Annotated in this window: 26 protein-coding genes and 3 tRNA genes; 25 read left to right on the top strand and 4 right to left on the bottom strand. The window is 50.5% G+C overall.

The window, feature by feature from the left end; translation table 11 throughout:
* The 4 genes from CWE07_RS04515 (at position 1) to CWE07_RS04500 (ending at position 3802) form a co-directional block, all read left to right on the top strand.
* On the top strand, positions 1-510 hold the full coding sequence (locus tag CWE07_RS04515; RefSeq protein WP_111568563.1) for a cytochrome c-type biogenesis protein: 510 nt from the start codon (positions 1-3) through the stop codon (positions 508-510).
* Positions 510-1709 carry a c-type cytochrome biogenesis protein CcmI gene (gene ccmI, locus CWE07_RS04510; protein ID WP_111568564.1) on the top strand — a complete coding sequence of 400 codons (1200 nt, stop codon included), beginning with the start codon at positions 510-512 and terminating at the stop codon, positions 1707-1709. Before CWE07_RS04515 ends, ccmI begins: the two co-directional genes overlap by 1 nt.
* Complete coding sequence (locus CWE07_RS04505; protein WP_111568565.1) at positions 1709-2635, top strand: MlaA family lipoprotein; 927 nt, start codon at positions 1709-1711, stop codon at positions 2633-2635. Before ccmI ends, CWE07_RS04505 begins: the two co-directional genes overlap by 1 nt.
* 159 nt (positions 2636-2794) lie before the next feature.
* Positions 2795-3802, top strand: a complete 1008-nt coding sequence (locus CWE07_RS04500) for a response regulator (protein ID WP_157983217.1) — start codon at positions 2795-2797, stop codon at positions 3800-3802.
* Between the two features lie 23 nt (positions 3803-3825).
* On the opposite strand, the gene CWE07_RS04495 is transcribed toward CWE07_RS04500, so the two are convergent.
* Entirely contained in the window at positions 3826-4161 is a 336-nt protein-coding gene (locus CWE07_RS04495) for a DUF6170 family protein (protein ID WP_111568567.1), read from the bottom strand.
* A 171-nt stretch (positions 4162-4332) separates the two neighbouring features.
* Here CWE07_RS04495 and galU point away from each other — a divergent pair, with 171 nt between their 5' ends.
* Positions 4333-5247: a UTP--glucose-1-phosphate uridylyltransferase GalU gene (gene galU, locus CWE07_RS04490; protein WP_111568568.1), complete on the top strand. Its 915-nt coding sequence runs from the start codon at positions 4333-4335 to the stop codon at positions 5245-5247.
* Positions 5248-5359: 112 nt separating this feature from the next.
* Here the strand turns inward: galU and CWE07_RS04485 are convergent, their stop codons facing one another.
* From CWE07_RS04485 to cmoA, 3 genes are read right to left on the bottom strand one after another with little or no spacing between them, the layout of a single operon-like run.
* Positions 5360-6286 carry a LysR family transcriptional regulator gene (locus tag CWE07_RS04485; RefSeq protein ID WP_111568569.1) on the bottom strand — a complete coding sequence of 309 codons (927 nt, stop codon included), beginning with the start codon at positions 6284-6286 and terminating at the stop codon, positions 5360-5362.
* A 58-nt stretch (positions 6287-6344) separates the two neighbouring features.
* Positions 6345-7322 (bottom strand): tRNA 5-methoxyuridine(34)/uridine 5-oxyacetic acid(34) synthase CmoB, encoded by a 978-nt coding sequence (gene cmoB, locus CWE07_RS04480; protein WP_420836537.1) that lies wholly within the window; start codon positions 7320-7322, stop codon positions 6345-6347.
* 10 nt (positions 7323-7332) lie between these two features.
* Positions 7333-8085 (bottom strand): carboxy-S-adenosyl-L-methionine synthase CmoA, encoded by a 753-nt coding sequence (cmoA, locus tag CWE07_RS04475; RefSeq protein WP_111568571.1) that lies wholly within the window; start codon positions 8083-8085, stop codon positions 7333-7335.
* A 188-nt stretch (positions 8086-8273) separates the two neighbouring features.
* On the opposite strand from cmoA, the gene CWE07_RS04470 reads away from it, so the two are divergent.
* The 20 genes from CWE07_RS04470 to CWE07_RS04375 all read left to right on the top strand — a co-directional run bounded on the left by CWE07_RS04470 (position 8274) and on the right by CWE07_RS04375 (position 23481).
* Positions 8274-8741, top strand: a complete 468-nt coding sequence (locus CWE07_RS04470) for an RNA-guided endonuclease InsQ/TnpB family protein (RefSeq protein ID WP_198679881.1) — start codon at positions 8274-8276, stop codon at positions 8739-8741.
* Between the two features lie 155 nt (positions 8742-8896).
* The gene (gene aspS / locus CWE07_RS04465) at positions 8897-10663 is read left to right on the top strand and encodes an aspartate--tRNA ligase (protein ID WP_111568572.1); all 1767 of its coding nucleotides are present in this window, start codon (positions 8897-8899) and stop codon (positions 10661-10663) included.
* A gap of 10 nt (positions 10664-10673) precedes the next feature.
* On the top strand, positions 10674-11207 hold the full coding sequence (ruvC, locus tag CWE07_RS04460) for a crossover junction endodeoxyribonuclease RuvC (protein WP_111568573.1): 534 nt from the start codon (positions 10674-10676) through the stop codon (positions 11205-11207).
* Positions 11208-11294: 87 nt separating this feature from the next.
* Positions 11295-11906 carry a Holliday junction branch migration protein RuvA gene (gene ruvA, locus CWE07_RS04455; protein WP_111568574.1) on the top strand — a complete coding sequence of 204 codons (612 nt, stop codon included), beginning with the start codon at positions 11295-11297 and terminating at the stop codon, positions 11904-11906.
* 15 nt (positions 11907-11921) lie between these two features.
* The gene (gene ruvB, locus CWE07_RS04450) at positions 11922-12923 is read left to right on the top strand and encodes a Holliday junction branch migration DNA helicase RuvB (RefSeq protein ID WP_111568575.1); all 1002 of its coding nucleotides are present in this window, start codon (positions 11922-11924) and stop codon (positions 12921-12923) included.
* A 516-nt stretch (positions 12924-13439) separates the two neighbouring features.
* A complete protein-coding gene (gene ybgC, locus CWE07_RS04445; RefSeq protein ID WP_111568576.1) occupies positions 13440-13847 on the top strand; it encodes a tol-pal system-associated acyl-CoA thioesterase in 408 nt (135 codons plus the stop codon).
* Positions 13837-14559 (top strand): protein TolQ, encoded by a 723-nt coding sequence (tolQ, locus tag CWE07_RS04440; RefSeq protein WP_111568577.1) that lies wholly within the window; start codon positions 13837-13839, stop codon positions 14557-14559. The genes ybgC and tolQ overlap by 11 nt, the downstream gene beginning before the upstream one ends.
* 16 nt (positions 14560-14575) lie before the next feature.
* Entirely contained in the window at positions 14576-15001 is a 426-nt protein-coding gene (gene tolR / locus CWE07_RS04435) for a protein TolR (RefSeq protein WP_420836536.1), read from the top strand.
* A 61-nt stretch (positions 15002-15062) separates the two neighbouring features.
* Positions 15063-16043 carry a cell envelope integrity protein TolA gene (tolA, locus tag CWE07_RS04430; protein WP_241974060.1) on the top strand — a complete coding sequence of 327 codons (981 nt, stop codon included), beginning with the start codon at positions 15063-15065 and terminating at the stop codon, positions 16041-16043.
* 84 nt (positions 16044-16127) lie between these two features.
* On the top strand, positions 16128-17438 hold the full coding sequence (gene tolB / locus CWE07_RS04425) for a Tol-Pal system beta propeller repeat protein TolB (RefSeq protein ID WP_420836535.1): 1311 nt from the start codon (positions 16128-16130) through the stop codon (positions 17436-17438).
* A gap of 60 nt (positions 17439-17498) precedes the next feature.
* A complete protein-coding gene (gene pal, locus CWE07_RS04420; RefSeq protein WP_111568580.1) occupies positions 17499-18044 on the top strand; it encodes a peptidoglycan-associated lipoprotein Pal in 546 nt (181 codons plus the stop codon).
* Positions 18045-18174: 130 nt separating this feature from the next.
* On the top strand, positions 18175-18951 hold the full coding sequence (gene ybgF / locus CWE07_RS04415) for a tol-pal system protein YbgF (RefSeq protein WP_241974059.1): 777 nt from the start codon (positions 18175-18177) through the stop codon (positions 18949-18951).
* Between the two features lie 217 nt (positions 18952-19168).
* Positions 19169-19244: transfer RNA gene (locus tag CWE07_RS04410), tRNA-Lys, on the top strand.
* Positions 19245-19276: 32 nt separating this feature from the next.
* Positions 19277-19352: transfer RNA gene (locus CWE07_RS04405), tRNA-Lys, on the top strand.
* Positions 19353-19499: 147 nt separating this feature from the next.
* Positions 19500-20543, top strand: a complete 1044-nt coding sequence (nadA, locus tag CWE07_RS04400) for a quinolinate synthase NadA (protein ID WP_111568581.1) — start codon at positions 19500-19502, stop codon at positions 20541-20543.
* Between the two features lie 34 nt (positions 20544-20577).
* Positions 20578-21417 (top strand): sugar nucleotide-binding protein, encoded by an 840-nt coding sequence (locus CWE07_RS04395; protein ID WP_111568582.1) that lies wholly within the window; start codon positions 20578-20580, stop codon positions 21415-21417.
* Entirely contained in the window at positions 21404-21634 is a 231-nt protein-coding gene (locus tag CWE07_RS04390; protein ID WP_111568583.1) for a DUF2798 domain-containing protein, read from the top strand. Before CWE07_RS04395 ends, CWE07_RS04390 begins: the two co-directional genes overlap by 14 nt.
* Before the next feature lie 148 nt (positions 21635-21782).
* A tRNA-Ser gene (locus CWE07_RS04385) sits at positions 21783-21872 on the top strand.
* Positions 21873-22162: 290 nt separating this feature from the next.
* Positions 22163-22801: a hypothetical protein gene (locus CWE07_RS04380; protein ID WP_111568584.1), complete on the top strand. Its 639-nt coding sequence runs from the start codon at positions 22163-22165 to the stop codon at positions 22799-22801.
* On the top strand, positions 22798-23481 hold the full coding sequence (locus CWE07_RS04375; protein WP_111568585.1) for a hypothetical protein: 684 nt from the start codon (positions 22798-22800) through the stop codon (positions 23479-23481). Before CWE07_RS04380 ends, CWE07_RS04375 begins: the two co-directional genes overlap by 4 nt.
* Positions 23482-23489: the final 8 nt, after the last annotated feature.

Raw genomic sequence — 23489 nt, 5'->3', positions numbered from 1 at the left:
ATGCTGTATACACGTATTCTGACTGTGCTGCTGGTTGGCCTTAGTACGCTGCTGCTTGGTTCCTTTGCAGCGGGCGCAAACCCCAGTTCTAATAGCGCGCAATATGAGTTTGAAACGGACGCCCAAGAGCGTCAATTTCGCCAACTGGTGAATGAACTGCGCTGTCCCAAATGCCAAAATCAAAGTATTGCGGACTCAGACGCGCCGTTGGCCGTTGACCTGCGCGATAGGGTGTACTTGATGACCATGGAAGGCCAAAGTCGCGAAGACATTATTGAATTTATGCGTGTTCGTTACGGTGATTTTGTACATTACAAGCCACCTGTGAATGCCAGTACCTTAATACTTTGGGTAGGTCCTGCTGCAGTGCTGCTCGGCGGTGTGTTGACGATAGTACTGATGACACGGCGCCAACGCCGAACGGTTGATTTGTCGGCAGATGAGCAGGCTCGACTGGATGCGTTATTAAACGCAGATGACTCTGAACAGGCTAAGGAGCAACGCAAATAATGTGGTATGCAGCGTTAGCAATATTATTAATCGGTGCGGTCGCGCTGTTATTGTTGGTCAAGCGCCAGCAACGAGCGACCTATGGCATGCATGCAGCGAATCGCGAGTTGTATCAATCGCGCTTGAGTGAACTGGAAAGTGAGCGCGCGGAAGGCACCTTAAGTGACGCCGATTATGAGGCGGCACTACTCGAATTGAAAAAGACATTTGTGGCTGACAACGCAGATGAAGAGCGGCCGATTACCGAACAACCAGCTGGCATGCTGGTGCCTGTGGTGGCCTTAGTCGGCTTAAGCTTAGTCTTGTACTTTTGGGTCGGTGATAGCTGGCGGCAACAGCAGCAAGCCGATACGGCATTAGCACAATTGCCTGCGTTGTCAGAGCGGATTATGGGCGATGCCTCTGCAGAGGCGACCCAAGAGGAAGTGGAATTATTTGCATTGGGCTTGCGCCAACGTTTACAACAGGACCCCGATGCGGGCGCGTGGATGCTATATGGCCGCGTGATGATGCAGATGCGCCAAGTGGAGCAGGGTATTGATGCGTTTGAACGCTCACTTGCACTCGATCCGAACCGCACATCGACCCTGATTGCACACGCGCAAGCTTTAATTATGATGGGTAGTGATAACGAACTTGCACAAGCTGCGCGTAATATCCGACGCGTGCTTGAGAACCAGGCGACCAACGTGGAAGCACTCGGTTTACTCGGTATTATTGCATATGAACGTGGTGATTTTGAGCAGGCAGCTCAAGCTTGGCGCCTGACCTTACGCTTGTTGGATGAAAGCGACCCACGTTATGCCTCTATCCAACGCTCCCTTGAAAGTGCAGAGCAACGTGCTTCGGGTGAGCTGATGTTTATTACTGTCACGGTGGATATTAGCGATGAGTTGCGCAATGAAATGCCACCCCATGCAAATATCTTTGTATTTGTGCGTGACCCGGACGGTCAACGTGCGCCAGCGGCGGTGGTGCGTCAAGGTGTTTCTGACCTGCCGGTAACTTTGACATTAACGGAAGAAGACGCCATGGTAGATGGCCACACCCTGGCAACTATCGATAGTTGGCTGGTAAGTGCGCGCCTGACCGTAGGCGATACGATAGACGTCGTGCCTGGCGTGATGGAAGCGCGGCCACGTCTGGTAAACAAGGAATCTGGTCAGCAAATTCGGCTGACAATTAGTGAGATGCATTGATGAAAACATGGTTGAGACTGCCGCTTGCGGCAGGTTTAGCGTTGATGTTAGCGGCTTGCTCTTCAACCCCAGATGAACAAGCCGTTGAACCTGCAGAGGGTGATCAGCCGCAGGCTGAACATGCGATGTCCGAGCCAGAATTTGATTTTCGAGACGAGCGTGACCCTTGGGAAGAATTCAACCGACGCATGTGGAGTTTGAACCGCAATATTCTTGACCCGTTCTTTATTACCCCAGCGGCCAATGCATATGCCTATGTGCCCCAACCGGTGCGGACTGGTTTATATAATATTACCGAAAACCTGACGGAGCCCGCGTCAGTGGTGAATAATTTGCTGCAATGGAAGCCGAAAGCTTCGTTGGTCAGCGCGGGACGTTTTGTGGTCAACTCAACGGTTGGCTTACTGGGTTTCTTTGATGTGGCTAGTCACGTTGGCTTAGAGCAGGAACGGGAAACCTTTGGCGAGACTTTAGCCGTATGGGGCACTCCTGATGGCCCCTACGTAATGCTACCTGGGCTGGGTCCGACTGTGGTGATTGACCGTGGTGGTGACTTAGTCGATGACCTGTATTCACCGACACAATTCATCAATATTTATTTGACCGCTGCACGTTTTCTTATTCGTGGTTTAGAGCAGCGCCTGGAGCTGCGTGAAGTCGAGCCTATGCTTGAGAACTCGTTAGACGAATACGCCTTTGTGCGCGACGTTTATTTCTCGTATTGGCAGGATAAAGTATACGACGGTGAGCCACCGCGTGACGACCGCTGGGATCAAGATCTGGATGGCTGGGACGACGATTGGGACGATGGTGGCTGGGCACAGGTTGAGTCCACGGATGTGCAGTGGCAGAGTCATGACTGGATTGTGCAAGGCTGGCCTGACAGCGACCATGCTTGGGCGTGGCAAATGCTTAAGCGTCGCTAGCCATCGCACCAACCGTAGTGAATACTTTCAATGGCGGCCATAAGGGTCGCCATTTCTATGAGTAAAGTAATATTCCATGTTAACATTTATCAATGAACATTGACGAAACCCCATTGCTGAACGATGCTTAAGCCACGATATACGCAATTGGAGGCAGGTATGCTCAGTACACAGGTACTGCTAATAGAGGATGACCCAGTGTTTCAGTCACTGGTGTGCAACTTCTTAGCGCAGCGTAGTTATCATGTGATCTGTGCAGACAACGGTGAGCAAGGACTAGTGCTGGCAAAAGAACATGACATCGATGTCGTGATCTGCGATTTGGGCTTGCCCGATATGAGCGGGTTGGAGGTGCTGCAAACCATGATGCACACCTTTGCTCAACTGCCCGTGATCGTCATCTCTGCTTCGGAACGTATGTCTGATATCCGCGAGGCGGTGCGCCTTGGTGCCTGGGACTACATGGTCAAGCCCATTGAGCAGCTCGAAACCATTGACGTAGCCATTCAAAACTGCCTCAATCGCACTTCGTTAGAAGCGAGTTGGGAGCGTGAACGCTGGGAGCTTGACGACCATATTGACGTGCTTTTCGACAGTGATCAGATGGTGCAGCAACTGGCAGAAGACTTAACGCCCCACGAGCCTTTGCAGCTTGGAGCCTTCGAAATCACTCACAGCATTGCTGATGATGACCTACAAAACTATTGGGTCGACTATCACCGCTTACCCAACAATAAAGCCTTGGTGATTGTGTCCAGTGCCCAGGCCTTAACGGGGCAGAGTCTGTTGTCGTTGTTGGTACTGAAAACCATTCTGAATCCGATAGTACGCACGGCGACGGCCAATCATCCAGCGATGCTTTCAAACCCGCACAAAGTGTTAGAACGCTTAAATGCAGAATTATGCCATTCGAAAATGAAAGCTGCTTTTGACATGGTGTTGATTTGGCTCGATGGCGATAGCGGCGCAATTCACTGGGGGCATGCGGGTGACAGCTTACGCATGTCATTAGATAGCAGACCTGATCTTGCACTTGGTATCTGGGCGCATGCCAGCTACACCAGTCACCAAGGTCAGGTGCGTAGCGGCGATCAGCTGCGCATCGGTGATGGCTCTACCCACGTGCAAATTGTGCATAATCAGCGCAGTGCGGCGTCTGCCGCTTAATACCGAATGGTCATCAGTCCGGTTTAATCGGAATCTGTCGTTGCTTGCTCACGCTGCTGCGCCTCGTAAGCCTTGACCGCTTCGTCTAAATACGGACGGGCCAGGTTCAGCGTCAGCGGATGCAGTAGCAAGGGGTAGAGAAGACCTGCAGCGAGCAGCGCAACGATCCGTAAGCCCCAACCTTCCACACTCACCAATTGCCAGAATAGCGCAATCAGCACCACTAATTTAAGCGTATTGGTCAAATAGCGACGCGGTAATGGCATAGCGCGAGCGGCCATTTGAATAATCACCGCACGCTGGGTCGCCCGATAAGGCGTTAATGCGGGTACTTTTCGTGCACTCAAATAAAATTTCATTCTGACCTCTAAAACTTACAACGCTTAAACATTGCAATCATATCATTTTTGCGCCCGTCAGTGGTAAACTGACCAAACTGCGTTGCGCATGCGCTATTGGTCATTCTACATCGAATAGCAAACGCTTGTGCGCCCTCATACTAGGTTATCGAATTAAATAAAGGATTGAATATGTCTGAAGTTGTGACTCAGTCAGGCCAAAAGGTCAGCAAAGTAATTATTCCCGTGGCAGGCTTAGGTACACGCATGCTGCCGGCAACTAAGGCGATTCCCAAGGAAATGTTGCCGCTGGTGGATAAACCACTGATTCAATATATCGTTAATGAGTGTGCTGCAGCAGGGTTAACGGAAATTATCTTAGTCACCCACTCGAGTAAAAACTCAATCGAGAACCACTTCGACACCAGCTTCGAATTAGAAGCTACACTGGAAAGCCGGGTTAAACGTCAGTTACTCGAAGAAGTACAAAGCATTTGTCCGCCTGGTGTGACTATTATGCATGTGCGTCAGGGCGTGGCTAAAGGCCTTGGACACGCAATCTTAACCGCGCGCCCGCTAGTGGGTGACGAGCCTTTTGCCGTGGTGCTACCTGACGTTCTGATTGACGATGTGGCCTCTGATCTCAAGCAAGATAACCTGGCAGAAATGGTGACTAGCTTCACCAAGCAAGGAGTCAGCCAGGTGATGGTGGAAAAGGTACCGAAGGAACTAGTCAGTAGTTATGGTATTGCTGATATCGGCGGCGTTGAGCTAAACGCAGGGGAACAAGCGCCGATTAAAGAGTTGGTAGAAAAGCCACCCGTAGAAAGCGCGCCTTCGGATTTAGCTGTGGTTGGGCGCTACGTATTTACCCGTGAGCTATGGCCGCTACTGGCAGTTACCCCAGTGGGTGCAGGTAACGAGATCCAGCTCACAGACGCCATTGCGATGTTGTTAGATAAGCAGCAAGTCAATGCGTATTACATGAAAGGCCGTAGCCATGACTGTGGTAATAAGCTTGGCTATGTACAAGCATTTGTCGAGTACGCTAAGCGTCACCCTGCGTTGGGTAAAGAGTTCTCGGCTTGGTTAAACGGGGTGAAGTAGCGCACGCCAGTTGAGATCCAACAAAACCTCAGTGACAAAAAAGCGGCTGCATGAGCCGCTTTTTTACTTGGTTTTCGAGCTTGCATGCAAGCCTGAAAACCAAATGCCTGCGTTAAGCCTGTCCCAACTCAACCACGTTGGATACCACTTGAGGCTTCATCTCCAGTAACTTGTTGGCGAGTAGCTTGGCGCACGGGCCGGTTTTCTCGCCTTTCGGTAACACCAAATAAAGTAAACCGCTGCGATGTGAGCTGCCGTCGATAATTAAACGCGCAAGCTCACCGCGGGCGATGCTTTGTTCGGTCATGTAGGTTGGCAACCAGCAGAAACCTAAGCCTGATTTGACCAAACGCAGGGCTTCGTCAAAATGGCTAACGGTCCAGCGTTGTTCGGCTTTTAACCAACCTGAGGTTTCAGCAGGCTTACTCGCGGTGTCGCGAATCACGACCTGCAGGTGGTTGAGTAAATCGGCTTGCTTAATCGGCTGTGGCAGCGTCGCAAGTTCATGCTGTGGGTGACACACCAACTCCATGCGGAACTCACCAAAGGGCTCGCCTAACACGCCTTTTGGCAGATTGTGGGTAATCACTACGTCGGCACTCTGCTCAATAATTTGCTCAAGGGTACCCGTGAGCACGGTGTCGTCAATGACCAATCGACTGCCACGGCTTTCGCGATTGAAATCAGCAAAAACTGGCAGCATAGGTGCACGGTTGCACACCATTTCAATTGCAAGTCGAACTTCTGGCTCCCAACCGAAATGCAGATTGTCTGCGAGCTGTTCGAGCTCAGTAATGGTTTGTGTTAACTGCCGGGAGCGACGTAACATGACCTCACCAATATCGGTCAGGTAGGCTTTACGACCACGCACCTCTAGAAGCTGAACGCCAAGCACCTGCTGCAATTTAGCAACCGCATGGTTCAACGACGACTGGCTCTTATTCAGTTGCTCTGCAGCATGCGCATAGCCGCCGAAATCTACAACGGCTTGCAAAATGCGCCACTGTTCAACGGTGGTTTTAGGTCTGTACACGCTCACGTTGTAATCCTTCAAACATCTGAGTATAACAGGCTTGCTGGGCCCGCATCGATGTTTGTCAGATTCTGCGGGCCGTGATTACCGCACGTAATGGTGCGGGATATCCTTCAATAGTCTTAGATGTATCTTTTGGATCAAGAAAATCTACTAAAGATTGATTCTCCATCCACGCTGTAGCCCGCTGCTCCTCAACACTTGTGCGATTCAAATCAACCACTTGGATGTCTTTAAACCCACATCGTCGCAACCATAAACACAGTGCTGCTGTACTTGGCAAAAACCAGACATTGCGCATTTGCGCATAGCGATCCTCAGGCATCAGTACGCTGTATTCATCACCTTGGATCACCAAGGTTTCCAGCACTAACTGTCCGTCTTTACGCAATTGGTCGCGGCATTGCGTGAGGAATTCAATTGGGGAGCGTCGATGGTACAAGACGCCCATACTAAAAACCGTATCAAAAACTTGAAGCTTTGGCAGGTCATCAACCCCTAAAGGCAAAAGCTCTACATCATTTGTTATGGCTTGAGGGGCGTATTTTTGGATCGCTTTGAATTGCATGATAAAAAGCTGACCTGGGTCGATACCCACCGCCATTTTTGCACCCGCACCTTTCATTCGCCAAAGGTGGTAGCCACTGCCGCAACCTATGTCTAATACGTGGCGATCCTGCAAACTATCTAAATGGGGCGCGACGCGATCCCATTTCCAGTCCGAGCGCCATTCGGTATCAATTGACATTCCAAATAAATCGAATGGTCCTTTGCGCCAAGGTTTAAATTGTTGCAGCAAACCTTGAAGTTTTGCTGCATCCCCTGGCTGAATATCGCTCTCGACCCCAAATTTGACCCGATTTTGCAGGTCTACCTCGCTGGGTTCTACCTCTGGCAGTAAGCGCAAAGTTTTCGCCCACTGACCGAAGTCACCATGTAATTGTTGCTGCTGCCAGTCGGCAACTTGCTTGGGCAAAGTTTGTAGCCAATCGCGTAATGGGCTGTGCGCAATGCGTGCATAAAAATTTGAATAATCAATCATCATAGCGGTGTCAGTTGTGCCCTTTGATTGCAAACATCGAGGTGAAGTTATAGCACCGGTACCAGTTATCAATATGACTGAAACCAATAGCTTGCAGACGCTCAATATGCTCTGGCAGGGTGTTCAGGCGCATCACATTCTCAATCGCGGCGCGCTTTTGGCTAATTTCCAACTCGCTGTAACCGTTATCACGCTTAAATTCATGATGCAGGTCAATCAGCAGCGCATCATTGGTTGCGTCATCGGCGCGAATTTTTTCCGATAGAATCAAAATGCCACCTGGCACCAGTGCCTGATATAAACGCTCAAGTAACGCATATCGCATATCTGGGTCAATGAATTGCAACGTGAAATTAAGCACCACCACTGAGCAAGGTTCGTAGTCGGCGGTCAGAATATCGGCGAGGCGAATTTCAACCGGCGTATTGCCGCGAAACGCATTCACGTGAGTTTGGCAGCGTTCCACCATAGCTTTAGAACTATCCAGACCGACGATAAGGCAGTTTTCGGCGCTATTATTTTGCTTCATCGCTAACGTCGCTGCCCCGAGTGAACAACCCAGGTCGTATAACACAGTGCCAGATTGTGCATAGCGAGCGGTTAAGCGCCCAATCCCATGCACCATAGTGGCGTAACCCGGCACTGAACGGTTAATCATGTCTGGAAATACTTGCGCAACGCGCTCGTCGAAACTGAAGTCTGCGACCTCGGCATGTGGCGTCGCGTAAATACGATCATGAGTTTTATTTGCGCTATCTGTCATAACAGTGAGAAAATAACCAAGAAATATTAACCTCTATTGTACCTGATGGTTGCAGCGGCAACCAGTCAGTCGCTCAGGCGGTACCTTGTGAAACAGGCTTTAATTCGAGTTGTTTGTGTTCGCATGCTGCGCCACCTGCGCGCACCTATCACTTTGATTGCAGTGATAATTGGATCAAAATCCCAAAGATGGATCCTATCAAGGCGCGTATTCACCGCAAGGTTGAAGGAAAACTGAAAAGCATCACACTGTCTCGGCAACTTATTGACGAAAACCAAGCGGTGATTGTCGAGACACTGAAAGTCAAAAACATGCTGAAGAACAGGAAATTGTCCAAGCACATTGCCGATGCCAGTTGGTCAGGCTTGATTCAAAAGCTGGAGTACAAAGCCAAAGAGCAAGGCAAGCATCTGGTTAAAATTGATCAATGGTTTGCCAGCTCAAAGACCTGCTCTTTCTGCGGACACAAGCTGGAAGCGTTGTCGCTTAAAGTGCGCGACTGGCAGTGTCCTGCTTGTTTAATCAGGCATAATCGAGACCTTAATGCTGCGCTGAACATTCGAGCGCAGGGTATTTTGACATTAAAGGCCGCAGGACTGTCGGTCTCTGCCAATGGAGGCAAGCGTCAATCTGGTCACGAACCAGTTGCTGCCTGAGAAGTTGGAAGCCTCGCCCGTGGCGCTTTAGCGCTAGGACGGGGAGCAGTCACCGAAAGCAGACATCGACAGTGATGACATTTAAGCTCAGTTCTATATACTAGGTCGCCTTAATTTGAACGCCTTTAACAGCATATTACGACAGGATGATTAGCATGCGCAGCCATTATTGTGGACAAGTCAATGAAACCTTAACCGGACAACAGGTAACCTTAGCTGGTTGGGTCAACCGTCGCCGTGATTTAGGCGGGGTAATATTCATTGATATGCGCGATCGTGAAGGCGTAGTGCAAGTGGTATTCGACCCACAGCAAACTGCGGCCATTGAGCATGCTGATAGCTTGCGCCAAGAGTTTTGTATTCAAATTCAAGGCACCGTGAAGAACCGCCCTGAGAGCCAAGTGAATGACAGCATGGCGACGGGTAAAGTCGAAATTATTGCCACAGAACTGACCATTTTAAGCCGCTCAGAGCCGCTTCCTATCGACTTTAATAGCGAAGTCAGCGAGGAGCAGCGTTTACGCTATCGCTATATTGATTTACGCCGTCCGCTGATGAATCAGCGCCTGCAATTCCGTGCAAAAGTAGCAAGCTCAGTCCGTCGCTTTTTAGACGATAACGGCTTTTTAGACATCGAAACACCGATGTTAACCCGCGCAACCCCAGAAGGCGCACGTGACTACTTAGTGCCGAGCCGCACGCACAAAGGCAAGTTTTTCGCGCTGCCACAGTCGCCGCAGCTATTTAAGCAATTGCTGATGATGTCAGGCTTTGACCGTTATTATCAAATCGTGAAGTGTTTCCGCGATGAAGACTTACGCGCAGACCGTCAGCCTGAATTTACTCAAATTGATATCGAAACGTCATTTATGAGCGCAGAGCAAGTGCGTGAAGTGACAGAGAAATTGGTACGCCAGTTGTTTAACGACATGCTGGATGTCGAGCTCGGCGACTTCCCAACTATGCCTTATAGCGAAGCGATGCGTCGCTTTGGCTCAGACAAGCCGGATTTGCGTAACCCGCTTGAGCTAGTCGATGTCGCTGATATTCTTAAAGACGTTGAGTTTAAAGTGTTTTCAGGCCCTGCCAACGACCCGAAAGGGCGTGTGGCGGTGATCAAAGTACCAGGTGCAGCGGCGCAATTGAGCCGTAAGAATATCGACGACTATGCCAAGTTTGTCGAAATCTATGGTGCGAAAGGTTTAGCTTGGGTCAAAGTCAACGATATGAATGCTGGCCGCGACGGTTTGCAGTCACCTATTTTGAAGTTTATTCCAGATGCAGAACTTGATGCGTTATTGGCACGCGTGGAAGCGGCGGACGGTGATATCCTGTTCTTCGGCGCGGACAACCAAACCGTGGTATCTGAGGCCCTTGGCGCATTGCGCTTAAAGTTAGGCGAAGACCTGAACCTAGTGGCTGAAGGCTGGCGCCCATTATGGGTGGTTGACTTCCCGATGTTTGAAGCCACTGATGAAGGTTTGTTTGCGTTGCACCATCCGTTTACAGCGCCAGTAGGCGTGAGCAGTACTGAGTTGGAAGCGAACCCTGAAGGCACCTTATCAAACGCCTACGACATGGTACTTAACGGTGTGGAAGTAGGTGGTGGTTCGGTGCGTATTCACGAGCAATCCATGCAGGCTGCGGTATTTAGAATTCTAGGCATCAGTGATGAAGAAGCACGTGAGAAGTTTGGTTTCTTACTGGATGCTTTGAAGTACGGCACCCCACCGCATGCGGGCTTAGCTTTTGGTCTTGACCGCTTGGTGATGCTGATGGTGGGTGCAAGCTCAATTCGTGACGTGATTGCATTCCCGAAAACTACTACGGCAGCGTGCCCATTGACCGACGCGCCGGGTGCAGCAAACCCTGCGGCTTTAGCTGAGCTTGGTATTGCACTGAACGACACTAAGCAGGGCTAAGGCGTTAGCCGTGGCCATTATACTCGGCATCGACCCTGGTTCACGCTTGACCGGCTATGGTTTAGTCAAGCAAACCGGAAGTCGAATCGAGTATTTAGGTAGCGGCTGTATTCGCATTGTCAAAGCGAACGAAGATAAACCCCTCGGCGAGCGTTTGCGCATTATTCACGATGGCGTCGCCGAGCTCATCGCACAGTTTCAACCAACTGAGTTCGCCATTGAGCAAGTGTTTATGGCGCGCAATCCTGATTCAGCCCTCAAACTTGGGCAAGCGCGTGGCGCGGCGATTGTGGCAGCTGCGCGTCACGATTTAGTGGTCGCCGAATACTCTGCACGCCAAATCAAGCAAGCCGTGGTAGGTACCGGTGGTGCCGACAAAACTCAGGTGCAGCACATGGTGGTGCAAATGTTAAAGCTACCGGTGACGCCCCAAGCGGATGCCGCTGATGCGTTAGCCGTTGCCATTTGCCATTGTCATACCCGTCAAAGTTTAGTCTCAATGGCGGGTGCTGCGCGTAAAACCGTCCGTAGGCGCTTGCGCTAACCAAAGGTTGGGGTATGCTGATGGCTGCCTCCAATCAGCAAATCTAGCCGCTTACCGGCGCTGAATTGAAATCAACAAGGACTTGGCATGATAGGCCGTATAGAAGGCGTTATTGTTTACAAACAAGCCCCCGACTTACTCGTTGACGTACAAGGGGTTGGTTACGAAATACAGCTACCAATGAGCTGCTTTTTCGAATTGCCTGCAGTGGGACAAACGGTCGCATTGTGGACGCACTTTGTGGTGCGCGAAGATGCGCAACTACTGTTTGGTTTTAATACCCTGAACGAGCGCGCGTTGTTTCGGCAGCTCATTAAAGCCCAAGGTGTGGGCCCGAAAATGGCACTGGCGATTATGTCCGGCATGTCGGCAGGGCAGTTTGTTGCCAGCGTGCAGCAAGGTGATGTGTCGACATTGGTCAAGATACCTGGCGTAGGCAAAAAGACCGCGGAACGCTTAGTGATTGAAATGCGCGACCGACTTAAAGATTTTGGCGCCAATGCGGGCTTTGATCCGAGTAGCAGCGACCCTGAACCTGCTTTAATGGTCAGCGTTGAGAACCCGCTGGACGATGCCCTAAGCGCATTATTGGCGCTTGGCTATAAACCAGCGCAGGCAGAAAAGGCGGTCAAGCAAGTGGCGAAGGCCGACATGGATTCTGAGGCTATTATTCGTCAAGCCTTGAAGTCCATGGTGTAAGTTGGAGATGCAAACATGATAGAAGCTGACCGCATGGTTCAAGGGCGGGCGACTCAGGAAGATGAGATCATCGACCGCGCCATACGCCCCAAGTTATTGGCCGATTACACCGGCCAGGCGCATGTCGTTGAGCAAATGAGCATCTATATTGAGGCGGCGCGCAAGCGCAGTGACGCACTTGATCATGTGCTTATTTTTGGCCCGCCGGGGCTGGGTAAAACCACGTTGGCGAATATTATTGCCAATGAAATGCAGGTGTCGATTAAAACCACGTCTGGGCCTGTGTTAGAAAAGGCCGGCGATCTCGCTGCCTTGCTTACCAATTTGGAAGAAAACGATGTGCTGTTTATTGATGAGATACACCGTTTAAGCCCTGTGGTAGAAGAAATTCTTTACCCTGCTATGGAAGACTATCAGCTCGATATCATGATTGGTGAGGGCCCAGCGGCGCGCTCCATCAAGCTGGACTTACCGCCTTTTACTTTAGTGGGTGCAACCACACGCGCTGGCGCCTTGACCTCGCCGCTGCGGGATCGCTTTGGCATTGTACAGCGCTTAGAATTCTACTCAGTGGAAGAGCTCACTAGCATAGTGCAGCGTTCGGCAGACTATCTTAATTTAAACATGGATCAAGCAGGCGCGCATGAGGTTGCGGCACGTTCACGCGGCACCCCCAGAATTGCTAACCGCCTATTACGCCGCGTGCGTGACTACGCGGAGGTGCGCGCCGATGGCGTGATCAATCGTGAGGTCGCGGCGGCGGCACTCGACATGGTAGATGTCGATAAAGCGGGTTTTGATTACATGGACCGTAAGCTGATGCTGGCGATTATGGAAAAGTTTATGGGCGGCCCAGTTGGCTTGGACAATCTGGCGGCGGCCATTGGTGAGGAAAAAGACACCATTGAAGATGTGCTGGAGCCATTTTTAATTCAGCAAGGCTTTATTCAGCGCACCCCACGCGGGCGTATCGCAACTCAGCACGCTTACCAACACTTTGGCTTAACCAAAGCGTAACAGCTTGTTGTCTGTTTTTGCTATCAACATAGCGGGCAAAAAAAAGCCCGCTCAGTGAGCGGGCAAAACAACAACAAGGAGGAATAAATCCAGGAACTACATTAAGAAGTGCGACAACAATTCTTAAGAAATCCGCATTTCAGGTCTGTTTCCAACGTTTCCCCCTGAAAGATGTGCTTATTATAGCGCTGAGCTGACCAGTTTCAAACGAGAATTAATCCCATCTCGCATTAATTAAAGTAATCTGTTACTGGTTTGTTGAGTTTGATTTTTAACCATATCAATCTCGACGTATTTGTTAACTAGCTGTTTTATAATGGAAAATATATCCAAGCTGAATAATTGAACAATTAATAAAAGTCTGGCTAAATGCACGCCTGATTGGTTTGCTTTGATGTCTGGTTAAGCCCGAGGTTTTACTAAGTTTTTACGCCGAAAATAAGCTTTTGCGATGCCTTTAAATTGGCCTTCTGCATGGGGTATAGTAAATTAACAATTCAAACAAGCGAGTGACGTATTTTGCAGGTTTTTGAATGGCCCGTACGGGTCTATTATGAGGACACCGACGCGGGTGGTATCGTTTACTACGCCAATTACCTAAAGTTTTGCGAGCGCGGGCGCACCGAATGGTTGCGTTCACTTGGCATTGAACAGGACGGTTGGCTGCACAGTGGCACTGCGTTTGTGGTGCGCCATGTGGAGCTTGATTTGAGAGCGCCAGCGCGATTCAACGACTTGCTTAACATTTGTACTAAGGTAACTCAGGTGAAACGGGCAACCGTCGCGTTTGAACAACAGATTTTTAATCAACACCAGCAACTTTTATGTACCGCATACGTCAAAGCGGCGTGTGTTAGCATTCAACAGATGAAACCGGTGGCGATTCCCGCCCCAATTGCAGAGGTAATACAGCGTGCAACATGAATTGTCGATTTGGGAATTAATCCTTGAGGCCAGCCTTTTAGTTCAAGCCGTCATGTTGCTGTTAGTGGCAATGTCGATTGTGTCTTGGGCGATTATTTTTCAGCGCCGCAAAGTGATTGTGAATACCGCCAAAGACACCCTAAAGTTTGAAGACCGCTTCTGGAGTGGCGTTGACCTGGCACGTCTGTATAAAGAAATTAGCGCCAAAGGTGGCAACTTATTAGGTATTGAGCGCATCTTTCACGGTGGCTTTCGTGAATTTGCACGTTTACGCGGTAACCCAAATGCTGATAGTGCGACGGTGCTAGCCGGTGCCCAGCGCTCAATGCGGGTGGCACATTCACGTGAAATGGAAAAATTAGAAACCCATTTAGGTTGGTTGGCGACTATCGGTTCAATTAGCCCGTATATCGGCTTGTTCGGTACGGTGTGGGGCATCATGAACGCATTTACCTCGTTGGGTAGTGTACAGCAGGCCACCCTTGCGATGGTTGCGCCTGATATTGCCGAAGCGTTGATCGCGACCGCATTAGGTTTGTTTGCTGCGATTCCAGCGGTAGTGGCCTACAACCGGTTTAGTTACCGGGTGGAATTACTCGACAATGCTTACATGAATTTCATGGAAGAATTCTCCGGCATTTTGCAGCGCCAGAGCATGAATGCCACAGGTGCGGTTGAGCAAGAACACCCAGCGCGTCGCAACGTCGAGTAAGGGGATAACAATGCAAATGGCATTTCCATCGCGGCGCAAGCGGCGTCCAGTGGCTGAAATTAACGTGGTGCCTTATATCGACGTCATGTTGGTGTTATTAATTATCTTTATGATTACTGCACCGTTGCTGAGCCAAGGGGTCGAGGTTGACCTGCCGCAAGCACAAGCAGAAGCACTGGATAGTGAACAAAGCCAACCCTTGGTGGCCTCAGTCGATGCGCAAGGTAACTACTATTTAAACATGGGCGATCGCCAAGAAGAGCCAATGTCGTTGGTTGACCTGGCAACGCTGGTGGCAGCGCACTTGCAGTTAGAGCCTGAAACCCCAGTGATAGTGCGCGGCGATGGCGCGGTGCCCTATGCCGATGTGGTAGAACTGATGGTGTTTTTGCAGCGCGCAGGCGCGGGATCGGTGGGCTTGATGACACGTTCGCCTGATTAGGCATGTGGTTGAAGCCAGTAAGGCATGACGCTAAGTATACATTGAATAGTTGAGATACACGGTGAAGCAAACAGAACCAACACGTGAAACAAAGTCAGAGCCGGGCGAGCAAGCACCGAAGGGTGCGCCCACGGCCAGCATGAAAGCCGCCTTAGTCAAGGCGGTTTTAGTGCATCTCGGCTTAGTGGTTATTTTTCTGGTCGGGATGGACTTTGATTGGTTAACGCGTGAACGCAGCCCACAACCGATGCTGCAGCCTGATGTTGAGATTGTACAAGCGACTGCAGTAGATCAGGCGCAGGTCGAGCAGGCGGCGCAACGCATTCGCGACCAGCGTGAAGCTGAGCAACGTGCCGAAGAGCAACGCGTGGCAGAGCTGGAGCGCCGCGCGCGTGAAGCCGAGCAACGCAGGCAGCGTGAAGAACAGCAACAGCGTGAAGCCGCCCAGCGTGCTCAGCGTGAGCGTGAACAGGCCGAAGCTGAAGCGCGCAGAATTCGTGAAGAGGCTGCGGCAGAGGAACGCCGCGCGCAAGAAGCCGCCGAACGTCGTCAACGTGAAGAAGCTGCCGCTGAGCAACGCCGTCAGGAAGAAGCTGAGCGTCAGCGTCAGGAAGCCGAACGTCGTCGCCAGGAAGAAGAGCGCCAACGTCAGGAAGAGGCGGAACGTCAGCGCCAGGCGGCGGAGCGGGCAGAGCGTGAGCGTCAAATTCAGGAAGAGCTGGCGGCAGAACGCCAGCGGCGTGAACAGGCACGTCAGCAGCGGGTTTTAACCGAGGTTGAGCGCTATCAAGCGTTGATTCGCCAAGCGATTCAGCGCAATTTACGCACGGATGCATCAATGCGTGGTCGTTCATGTGTATTAACCATTAGTTTGGCGCGCAATGGATTTGTTACCAACGTGGAGGTTGGCGAGGGTGATCGTGCGGTTTGTGAAGCAGGCAGGGCGGCTGCGCTGCGCGCGGGCACATTACCCGTATCCGAAGACCCTGATGTGTATGAAGAAATGCGTCAAATTCGATTACGAATTGAGCCAGAAGTTTAATCAAGAGGTGTGAACGCTGATATGAAATATATAGTTTTAGTCAAAGTGGCGCTCTGGGCGACGGTGCTCACGCTTTCGCTTGGCATGAGCTCAAAAGCCAACGCTGCGCTTGAAATTGTGATTACCGAAGGTATCGACAGCGCACGCCCAATTGCGGTGGTGCCGTTTGTGTGGCGTGGTGACGGGGAAGCACCCTATGATTTTAGCGAGGTGATTACCAATGACTTGCGTCGCAGTGGCCGCTTCAATCCGATTGCCCTTGATGACATGCCACAGCGTGATATTTATCGTGACAATGGGGTGAATTATCAAGCGTGGGCGCGCGAAGGCGTTGAGGCGTTGTTAGTCGGTTATGTTGAACCTGCATCGGTGGGTCGCTATCGCGTCAGCTACGAACTCATTGACCCGTTACGTGGTCAAATCACTGGAGGTAACTCGCAAAGCTTGCAGGGCGGCCAATTGGTGGTGAGCAACGACCACATTTTGGAAGGCCGCAGCTCGGTGGTGCCAGACAACCAGTTTCGTCAGTATGCGCATCGTATTTCTGACGTGGTGTATGAAGCGTTAACCGGCGAACCAGGCGCGTTTATGACGCGCATTGCGTATGTGTTAGTGGACCATAATTCAGAGTTGCCTTATCAGCTTATTGTTGCTGATTACGATGGCTACAATGAACGCGTGCTGCTGCGTTCGCCACAGCCATTGATGTCACCGTCATGGTCACCGGATGGCAATAAATTGGCGTATGTCAGTTTCGAAAACCGCCGTTCAGAAATTTATGTGCAAGACATTTACACCACGGAGCGTGAGCGTATTACCTCGCATCCAGGGATTAACGGCAACCCGGTATTTTCACCTGACGGCACGCGTTTAGCCATGGTGCTGTCAAAAGACGGGCAGCCAGATATTTATGTGCATGATTTACGTAACCAACGCTTACGTCGTCTCACTGAGCACTGGCGTATCGACACAGAACCGAGCTGGGCACCAGATGGTAATAGCATTGTTTTCACCTCTGAGCGGGGTGGTCGTGCACAGATCTATCGCGTTGATATTCAAAGTGGTAATGTACAAAGGTTGACCTTTGAAGGTGAAGCTAATTTCGGTGGTTCAGTTTCCCCTGATGGTCGCCAACTAATTATGGTAAACCGTACCAACGGTCGCTATCATATTGCACGGCAGGATTTTCCGTCAGGCCGTAATTTTCAGGTTTTGACGGAAACTCAGTTAGACGAGTCGCCGAGTCTGGCGCCTAATGGCAGCATGATTATTTATAGTACAACCTATAGAAATCAGCAGGTGTTGGCATTAGTGTCAGTAGACGGACGTTTCCGAGCGCGTATACCTTCGCGAGAAGGGGAAGTAAAGGCTCCGGCTTGGTCGCCTTTTTTATAGAACAAGCCAAACAAAGGTAGCTGCGGCTACCGTGAATAAGAAATTTGAAGGACAACTATCATGCAAGTAAATAAACTCGTTAAAGCTTTGGTATTCGCGCTGCCTATGATCACTCTAGCGGCATGTAGCTCAACTCAGGACACTGGTAGCGAAGCGGAAGCTGAGCGTCGTGCAGCGGAAGAGCGTGCTCGTCAAGAGCAGCAAGCTGGTGTGCAAACAGGTACTGCACAGCGTCAGCTGTCACCTGAAGAAGAGCGCCGTGAGCGGATGGCTGAATTACGTCGCGAAAACACCATCTTTTTCGCGTTCGACGATTCAAACATCTCGTCTGAATACCGTCAAATTCTGCAAGCACATGCAGAGTATTTGGTAAGCAACCCGAACGTGAGCGTGGTGATTGAAGGCCATACTGACGAGCGTGGTACCCCAGAATATAACATCGCGTTGGGCGAGCGTCGTGCGAATGCAGTGGTTAACTACCTGCAGAACCAAGGCGTATTGTCTTCACAGATGTCAACGGTGTCTTATGGTGAAGAGAAGCCATTAGTACGTCGTAGCAACGAACAAGCGTGGGCGCAAAACCGTCGCGCAGTATTAGTTTACTAAGTACCAGTAAAAGCCGCTAAGGCGGCTTTTACAAGTCTGGTGCTGGTGACAGATACGCATCAAGTCAGAGCCTGGCACTCGTTCATTTGAGCCGCCAGGCTTTGCTATGTCGTGGTACAAGAGGCAAGTTATGAACAAAGTTAGTACATTACTCGTGGCCGTCGCCATGGGGACAGCGCCGTCAGTGGCATTTGCGCAGGCACCAGTTTCCAGCGTATCTGGCTCTGGTGATTCATTAGAGCAACGTATTGAGCGCGTCGAGCGTTTGCTTGAAGCACGCGGCGAACAGCAAATTCGTATGGGCGAGCAGCTAATGAATTTGCAACGCGAAGTCAGCGAACTACGTGGCATTACCGAAGAGCATGCACATCAGTTGAATGAAGTGCTGGAGCGGCAGCGCGATTTGTACCAGGAAATCGACCGTCGTGTCGGTGAAATGCGCAGTGGTGGTTCAGCATCGTCAGACGCGACAGCAACGGTTGCCGTGCCGACCCGTGATGATCGCGGCGGTGTTGCTTACTCCGACAATCTAAGTGAAAACCAAGCGTACGACCGCGCAATTGCGTTGGTACTTGAAGAGCGTCGTTATGATGATGCGATTCCAGCGTTTCGGGCTTTCATTCAAAACTACCCGAATTCAGGTTACCTAGGTAATGCGCATTACTGGTTGGGTCAATTACTGTATTCACGCAATGAGTATGGCGAGGCACGCCAGCATTTCCGTGAAGTCGTGGATAACTACCCAGAATCGAATAAGCGTGCCGACTGCATGCTGAAGCTCGGCATTATCGCCCAAAGTGAAAATAACAATTCACAAGCACGCCAGCGTTTCGAACAAGTTATCAATGAATATCCGAACAGCACAGAAGCCGGTTTAGCACGCACACGGTTAAATAATTTACGGTAGGGCAGGCCGCGCCTGCCGCCGCGCAATGGTGGAATGGCATGCACGGCATGCCCCACAACGTAACCGGTAACCTAAAGGTTATCAAAAAGTTACGAAAAGTCGCAAAAACAACCGATTCGCCGTAAAATTAAGCGAAAGGCAATTTTTTTGCTAATTAAGGTTGCATGGCGGAAATTTTTCAGTAATATATGCCGCCGTTGCACAGGACAAATGAAACGGGTCGTTAGCTCAGTTGGTAGAGCAGTTGACTTTTAATCAATTGGTCGCTGGTTCGAATCCAGCACGACCCACCACTTGTCCTTAATCATAGTTGCAACCCCTGCGTGGGTCGTTAGCTCAGTTGGTAGAGCAGTTGACTTTTAATCAATTGGTCGCTGGTTCGAATCCAGCACGACCCACCACTTCTTCAAGAAAAACGCCAGCTTATGCTGGCGTTTTTTGTTTCCGCCCTGCATGCCCCAGCCTCGATTAGACCAAACCTTAAACTTTTCGTATAATGCGCGCGTATTGTGACGCATGAGTCACCCAAACGCGGTTGTGAAGGTTGTATGATTGAAGTAGAAACTCTGGACACTCTGGATTACCAATTTCCGGCAAAGCCCAAGCCATTAAGTGACGCAGACAAAGCGCAGTACATTGCGCGGATCAAAACTTTGCTGCAGGAAAAGAATGCCGTATTAGTGGCGCACTATTACACCGACGCGGATATTCAGGCACTGGCTGAGGCCACTGGCGGTTGCGTGTCTGATTCCCTTGAAATGGCCCGTTTCGGCGCTCAGCACGATGCTGACACCTTAATTGTGGCTGGGGTTAAGTTCATGGGCGAAACGGCGAAAATCCTCACCCCAGAAAAAACTGTGTTAATGCCAACCTTAGACGCGACCTGCTCATTAGACTTAGGTTGCCCAGCCGATAAGTTCAGCGCGTTTTGTGACGCCCACCCAGACCGCACCGTGGTGGTTTACGCGAACACATCAGCGGCGGTGAAAGCACGCGCTGACTATGTCGTGACGTCCAGCATGGCGCTTGAATTGGTTGAGCACTTGGACAGCCAAGGCAAGAAGATTCTTTGGGGACCTGACAAGCATTTAGGTAGCTATATCGCGAAGCAAACTGGCGCCGATATGATCATGTGGCAGGGCGCTTGCGTAGTGCATGACGAGTTCAAAGCGAAAGCTTTGGTGCAATTAAAGCAGCAATATCCTGACGCAGCGGTACTGGTACACCCCGAGTCGCCGCAAAACGTGGTTGAGCTAGCCGATGCGGTGGGTTCTACGTCACAATTAATCAAAGCCAGCCAAACCTTGCCGAATGACACCTTTATTGTCGCCACTGACAAAGGCATTTTTTACAAAATGCAGCAGTTAGCGCCGGGTAAAACCTTCATTGAAGCACCCACAGGTGGTAACGGTGCCACGTGTCGCAGTTGCGCACATTGCCCGTGGATGGCAATGAATGGCCTGGCGGCGATTGAAAATGCACTCACCACAGGCGGCGTCGCACACGAAATTCATGTCGACCCGGACCTCGGTAAACAAGCGATGATACCGCTTAATCGCATGCTCGATTTTGCCAAAACCATACGTGCATAACCTTAAGCGTGCGAAGCGCTAAGAGAGCCCTACAATGAACCACTGGATTTTGCTGATGGGGGCTGGTGACATTGCCCATCGTTTGCAGCCGCTACTGAGCGCACAAGGCTTCAATGTGGCAGGAGCAAGACGACACCCGCCTGCCAAAACCGAGTTTCCACATATTCGCGCAGACGCCCGCAAGGTCGAAGACTGGAAATCATTGCTCGCCCAGCAGCCAGAGGTCATTGTGTTGACCTTGGTGCCTACTGAATTTAGCGACCAAGGTTACCAGCAGGGCTACGTAGAGCCTATTCAGGCGATGCTGGCGGCGTTGCAGGACTGCGACCCTGAGTACCTGCCGTTGATCCTCTTTGTGTCCAGTACCAGCGTATACAGTGAGCGTGACGGTGAATGGGTGGATGAGTCGACCCCCACTGAACCCGATAGTTTCTCAGGCATTCGCTTGCTTGAAGCGGAAAACTTACTGCGGGCCTCGGCATATCCGCATTCGGTTGTGCGTTTTTCCGGCATTTACGGCCCTGGTCGTGAAGGCATGGTGGCGCGCCTGATGAGTGGCGAGTTAACCGTAACCCCGGCGTGGACCAATCGCATTCATGTGCGCGATTGTGCTGGGGTACTATCGCATTTGGTACAGCGGTTCTATGCTGATCGTGCGGTGGAAGATGTATATGTCGCCAGCGACAATCTGCCGATTCAGCAGTCCGAATTTGTCGAAGGATTAGCGGCGATTATGGGCATTGACGCGAGCGAACTGCCGGTCAGTGATAGCGTCGGCCCACGCGGTAGCAAGCGCTGTAACAATGCACGCTTGCTCGCAAGTGGCTATCGCTTTATTTACCCGACGTGGAAGGAAGGCTATGAAAGCCTCTAAGCTGGTCCAGAGCCTGCTATTCCCCCTGTTAATGTCGATCTATATGTCGTTTTTAATGACCGGCCTGATCACTTGGGTTAACACCGGCGTTGAAGGGGACTTTATCGCTCGTTGGTGGCGCGCATTTTATATCGCATGGCCGATTGCTTTTTTGCTGGTGTATTTTGGTGCCAGTAAAATTCGCAAGTTAAGCGAAAACATTATCAAGCGGTCGTAACAGCGCGTTTCGAAACGGCGATGATTCAAATCATGCCAAAGATGGACTGCGAGTGCTACGATTTGTGCACTAAATCAACAATAGCGACGAGGAATCACGCTTTCTCTTGATTGCGTGGCGAAAATTCCATAACATACGCGACCTTACCGGAGAGGTGGCTGAGCGGCTGAAGGCGCACGCCTGGAAAGTGTGTTTAGGTTAATCCCTAACGAGGGTTCGAATCCCTCTCTCTCCGCCAAATTATGAGCCGCAGCCCTTTTAAACAAAGGCTGCGGCTTTTTCTTTGCTCAATCTTCTTCCTTTTTTAATCCGCTGCTTTATTGTCATATCGTCTGTTGGTTATCTTTATTTCAGCGAGCTCGAAACTCGCTCACAGATGTTGGGCGTCTTCGGCATTTACTTGATGATGAGATGAGCAGTTTTCAACTCTACAATTCAGCGCTAAGAATTAAGCCTTGACTTTTTGTTAGACGCAATTGATAGTTGTCCCGTGTCCTAGGACTTAGGACTCTTGGTTGGTGGTGGGAAATGAAAAGTCAAGATATCGTCGTACTATTCAAAATAGAGTCACTCACACAGCGCTGGATCAATCCTAATCGGTATGATGCAGAGTTGCTAGTGCCGCATGCTTCGCCTATCGATTGGCTGGGCGATGATCTTCAGCATAACAATGCGCCACCTGTTGCCTTCACTGAGAGTCTTTTTTCCGTAAGAGCCCTAGAGCAAGACACGGGGATCAGTAAATCTCAAGTTAGCTTAAGTCTGAAACGAATGTTTGACGTAGGCCTAGTAAAAGCCGATCGCAAAACAGGCTTACCTAAAATCAACACTCGTGCGCTGCTTGAATTCATCGCATACGGTATCCAATACGTTTTTCCTGCAAAAGAAGGCGAGGTGACTCGTGGAATCGCCACATCAATTGCTGCGCCGGTTTTGCAAGGTAAGTTAATGACATCCGGGGAGCTTGCGCCCATTTGGCCTTATTTCAAAGGGCAGACTAAAGGTGTGGCGGTTCAGCCGTTACATGAAAATATCTTTGCCGCTATTCGAACAGATGATTTAACTTATGCACTATTAGCGCTAACCGATGCTGTTAGGATTGGCCATTCCAGGGAACGGGGAATCGCTATCGACATGATGCGTAAACTGTTGCGGGTAAGCTCATGAGTAAGATTAATTTCCAAAAAGAGATGCTGGTCCAGGTGGCAACTGCTCTGGATGAATTGCTGCCTCAGTTTGTGTTTATCGGAGGGTGCACCACTGGGCTACTTCTAACTGATGATTTCACCAAAGAGCAGGTTAGATATACCGATGATGTCGACCTGATTGTTCATGTCGGTAGCTATTTTGACTGGACTTGCCTTGCAGAGCGTTTACGGCAATTGGGCTTTCGTGAGTCAATGGACGAGGATGTTATTTGCAGAATGATGCTGGGGCGGCTTAAAGTAGACTTTATGCCGGACAATGCTGATATTTTCGGGTTTAGTAATCGTTGGTATCGCGATGTGATGACGACTGCTCGGGATTTTACGCTGACTGAAACGCTTACTATCAAGCTCGTCGAGCCAGTCTATTTTGTAGCGACTAAGCTTGAGGCCTATTTGGGGCGCGGAAATGGTGATGCGCTATACAGTCACGATATTGAAGATTTGATTAATATCTTTGACGGACGTGAAGAAATCGTTGCTGAGGTTAACGCGGCGGATGGGGAGCTTAAAGACTTTATTCGAGTTCAGCTTCAAGCGCTGCTTGATGATGCTAATTTTGAGTATGCCGTGCAAAGTGCAACAGGGAACAGTAGGGAGCGGGAGTCACTCATTTTTGAGCGCATTGAGGCCTGTGTATGAGCGTGAAG

Source organism: Aliidiomarina maris (assembly GCF_003987335.1).
Classification (GTDB): Bacteria; Pseudomonadota; Gammaproteobacteria; order Enterobacterales; family Alteromonadaceae; genus Aliidiomarina; species Aliidiomarina maris.
Note: the sequence above shows the minus strand (reverse complement) of the source record. Positions and strands in the feature narration are given on the sequence as shown.

What these genes read in the sequence shown, in the direction of transcription:
- ruvB (WP_111568575.1), top strand. Translation starts at nt 11,922, where the DNA reads ATGATAGAAGCTGACCGCATGGTTCAAGGGCGGGCGACTCAGGAAGAT.
- tolB (WP_420836535.1), top strand. Translation starts at nt 16,128, where the DNA reads ATGAGCTCAAAAGCCAACGCTGCGCTTGAAATTGTGATTACCGAAGGT.
- CWE07_RS04515 (WP_111568563.1), top strand. Translation starts at nt 1, where the DNA reads ATGCTGTATACACGTATTCTGACTGTGCTGCTGGTTGGCCTTAGTACG.
- CWE07_RS04500 (WP_157983217.1), top strand. Translation starts at nt 2,795, where the DNA reads ATGCTCAGTACACAGGTACTGCTAATAGAGGATGACCCAGTGTTTCAG.
- nadA (WP_111568581.1), top strand. Translation starts at nt 19,500, where the DNA reads ATGATTGAAGTAGAAACTCTGGACACTCTGGATTACCAATTTCCGGCA.
- ruvA (WP_111568574.1), top strand. Translation starts at nt 11,295, where the DNA reads ATGATAGGCCGTATAGAAGGCGTTATTGTTTACAAACAAGCCCCCGAC.
- CWE07_RS04470 (WP_198679881.1), top strand. Translation starts at nt 8,274, where the DNA reads ATGGATCCTATCAAGGCGCGTATTCACCGCAAGGTTGAAGGAAAACTG.
- pal (WP_111568580.1), top strand. Translation starts at nt 17,499, where the DNA reads ATGCAAGTAAATAAACTCGTTAAAGCTTTGGTATTCGCGCTGCCTATG.
- CWE07_RS04505 (WP_111568565.1), top strand. Translation starts at nt 1,709, where the DNA reads ATGAAAACATGGTTGAGACTGCCGCTTGCGGCAGGTTTAGCGTTGATG.
- cmoB (WP_420836537.1), bottom strand. Translation starts at nt 7,322, where the DNA reads ATGATTGATTATTCAAATTTTTATGCACGCATTGCGCACAGCCCATTA.
- aspS (WP_111568572.1), top strand. Translation starts at nt 8,897, where the DNA reads ATGCGCAGCCATTATTGTGGACAAGTCAATGAAACCTTAACCGGACAA.
- CWE07_RS04390 (WP_111568583.1), top strand. Translation starts at nt 21,404, where the DNA reads ATGAAAGCCTCTAAGCTGGTCCAGAGCCTGCTATTCCCCCTGTTAATG.
- cmoA (WP_111568571.1), bottom strand. Translation starts at nt 8,085, where the DNA reads ATGACAGATAGCGCAAATAAAACTCATGATCGTATTTACGCGACGCCA.
- ybgF (WP_241974059.1), top strand. Translation starts at nt 18,175, where the DNA reads ATGAACAAAGTTAGTACATTACTCGTGGCCGTCGCCATGGGGACAGCG.
- ccmI (WP_111568564.1), top strand. Translation starts at nt 510, where the DNA reads ATGTGGTATGCAGCGTTAGCAATATTATTAATCGGTGCGGTCGCGCTG.
- CWE07_RS04495 (WP_111568567.1), bottom strand. Translation starts at nt 4,161, where the DNA reads ATGAAATTTTATTTGAGTGCACGAAAAGTACCCGCATTAACGCCTTAT.
- CWE07_RS04395 (WP_111568582.1), top strand. Translation starts at nt 20,578, where the DNA reads ATGAACCACTGGATTTTGCTGATGGGGGCTGGTGACATTGCCCATCGT.
- galU (WP_111568568.1), top strand. Translation starts at nt 4,333, where the DNA reads ATGTCTGAAGTTGTGACTCAGTCAGGCCAAAAGGTCAGCAAAGTAATT.
- tolR (WP_420836536.1), top strand. Translation starts at nt 14,576, where the DNA reads ATGGCATTTCCATCGCGGCGCAAGCGGCGTCCAGTGGCTGAAATTAAC.
- CWE07_RS04375 (WP_111568585.1), top strand. Translation starts at nt 22,798, where the DNA reads ATGAGTAAGATTAATTTCCAAAAAGAGATGCTGGTCCAGGTGGCAACT.
- CWE07_RS04380 (WP_111568584.1), top strand. Translation starts at nt 22,163, where the DNA reads ATGAAAAGTCAAGATATCGTCGTACTATTCAAAATAGAGTCACTCACA.